This window comes from Saccharopolyspora rectivirgula DSM 43747 (assembly GCF_000497205.1).
GTDB lineage: Bacteria > Actinomycetota > Actinomycetes > Mycobacteriales > Pseudonocardiaceae > Saccharopolyspora > Saccharopolyspora rectivirgula.
Genome location: NZ_AYJW01000126.1, coordinates 1 through 2269, shown reverse-complemented (window position 1 = coordinate 2269; position 2269 = coordinate 1). Strand labels below are relative to the sequence as shown.

The window sequence follows — 2269 nt, the reverse complement described above, 5'->3', positions numbered from 1 at the left end:
TCAGACGTGTGCTCTTCCGATCTTTTCCTCGCTGGTCAGCAGGGACGGCACCAGTTCGACCAGCTTCAGCACCGGTACCGGGTTGAAGAAGTGCACACCGAGCACCTTGTCGGGCCGACCGGTGGCACCGGCGAGCTGAGCGATCGGGATCGAGGAGGTGTTCGAGGCGAGGATGGCGTCCGGGTCCTCCACCACCTTGTCCAGCTTGGCGAACAGGTCGGCCTTCAGCTTGCCGTCCTCGACGATTGCCTCGATGACGATCTGCCGGTCCTTCAAGTCCTCCACGGCAGTGGTGAAGCGCAGCCGGGAGAGCGCGGCGTCGCGCTCCTCCTCGGTGAGCTTGCCCGCGGACACAGCGCGGTCCAGCGACTTCGCCAACCGCTCCTGCCCCGCCTGGGCCGCCTGCTCGTTGACCTCGCAAACGATCACGTCGAGTCCGGCGCGGGCGCCGACCTCGGCGATGCCGCCACCCATCTGGCCGCCGCCGACCACTCCCAGACGTTCGATCTTCGTCACCACACAGATCCTTCCGATAAAGACTGCACTGCTCGGGGCACCCTCGCTGGCCCGATCATCGCAAAAATTACCGGCTAGTAACCAGTGCGGTGCGCCACTCCAGGCAGCGGAAGGAGTGATTTGGAACCCCGCGAGGCGACGAAGCATTCGGCCGTGCGCGGGGTTCCAGCGCTGCCAGCTGCACTAACCCCCTCCGCCGGCTGGAGCCGGGCGGATGTGCGCTGGCGGTTGAACCCCCAGGTCAATCCTGACCCCCGAAGTATCTTCAGGTTACCGCACGCTCCGTGCACGATCGCATGCGCCCCGGAACAATCCCTCCAGCCGCTCGGCGCGAACCCCGCGAGCGCACAGCGGCCAATTCAACAAAACGAACGAAAAGTACGCATTTCCCGTCGTGCCCGTTCCACCTGGACAGCCTCCGCCCGCTCACCGCAGCTGGCTCAACGCCTGCCGAGCGGCCTCGGTCAACGTGGCCCTCGCCTGCCGATACCCCACTGACACCGGCTGCTTGGAGAGCAGAGCGACGATGTAGCGCTCGGAGTTCTTCGTCGTCCCAGCCGTGTGCAGCGCGATCTTGCCCCCGAAGCAGCACATCCACGCCGACTTCACCGTGTCCCCCGGCTGCGCCGCCAGCCCGAAGTCCTGCTCGAAGCCATCCGCCGCTCGTTCCGGAGCACTGGCCAGGCTGGACATGATGAACTCCCGATCGGCCTCCGGCAGCACGTCGAGGATGTAGGCGAACACGCGAGCCAGATCCCGCGCCGAAACCACCGTCTGCCCCCACATCGCGGGGTCCTCCGGCGGTCTGGTCTCGGCCAGGCCGGCCTGCTCGGCAACACGGACAACGCCGCCCAGCCCGTCGTGCTGGTCCCACAGCACGTTCATCGCTTCGTCATCGCTGGCGCTCAACGCCCTGCGGATCAACTCCCGGTCGACATCGGACAGCGGTTCCCCGCCGTGCGACCGCTGCAGCAAATCCACCGCGACGATCACTTTGACCAACGACGCCGAATACATCGGTGTCGCGGCCGCCTCCCCCTGGGCGAACTCGCCGGTCTGCCGGTCGAGCACCGCCACGGCCACCGTCGTCGACTCCAGGTCAGCCGCCCACCTGTCCACCGCTGCCACCGCCGCGCTCGCGTTCCCCGACACCTCGTCGCGCACCGCGACACCCGTTGCTCCATCCGCGTCGGAAGACGTCGAATGCACGCTCCCGGTACAAGCCGCGGCGAAGGCTAACGCAGCGCCGGCGGCACCAGCGCACCTGACGGACAAAGTCGAATGCCGAGAATTCCTGTTCGAAGCCGATCCATCCATAAGCGTCCCCCCAACAGCCACAAGATCCCCCAGGAAACTTCTGTGGCCGACGCCCTCGTTTGGCTGCTACCCCGCGCCGAACCAGACCAAACCAGCAGCGCAAGGGGACAAGGCGGCAACGGCTACCGCCAGAGAACAACGACTCACCACCAATGGTTCTCCACTCCGAGGAATTCCGTTCGTTGAAAGGAGAAGTCCAAGAGCTCCACGCGATGCCGACAGGAACGGCCCGCTGCTCCGCAGTGAGTTCTCGCGGGAAATCCGCGGCTCCGCACCGAATCCCGACTCCCACTTGCACACCAGTGCAGAAGATGGAAAAAGCGCCGCCGTCCACCACGACGGCGGCGCTGGACAGCTGTGCTCATCAGACCGGCGGATTGGCGCAGCTGGGGTTCAACAGCTTCTGGATTTCCGGACTGTCCAGGTTCTCCTTCGT

At 65.8% G+C, this 2269-nt stretch carries 1 protein-coding gene and 1 pseudogene; both read right to left on the bottom strand.

Features of this window, described 5'->3' with window-relative positions; translation table 11 throughout:
- Window positions 1-9 precede the first annotated feature (9 nt).
- A pseudogene (locus tag SREC43747_RS22415) lies at window positions 10-516 on the bottom strand (3-hydroxyacyl-CoA dehydrogenase NAD-binding domain-containing protein); the annotation flags it as partial.
- A gap of 426 nt (window positions 517-942) precedes the next feature.
- Window positions 943-1680 carry a serine hydrolase gene (locus SREC43747_RS0119125; RefSeq protein ID WP_051388161.1) on the bottom strand — a complete coding sequence of 246 codons (738 nt, stop codon included), beginning with the start codon at window positions 1678-1680 and terminating at the stop codon, window positions 943-945.
- Window positions 1681-2269: the final 589 nt, after the last annotated feature.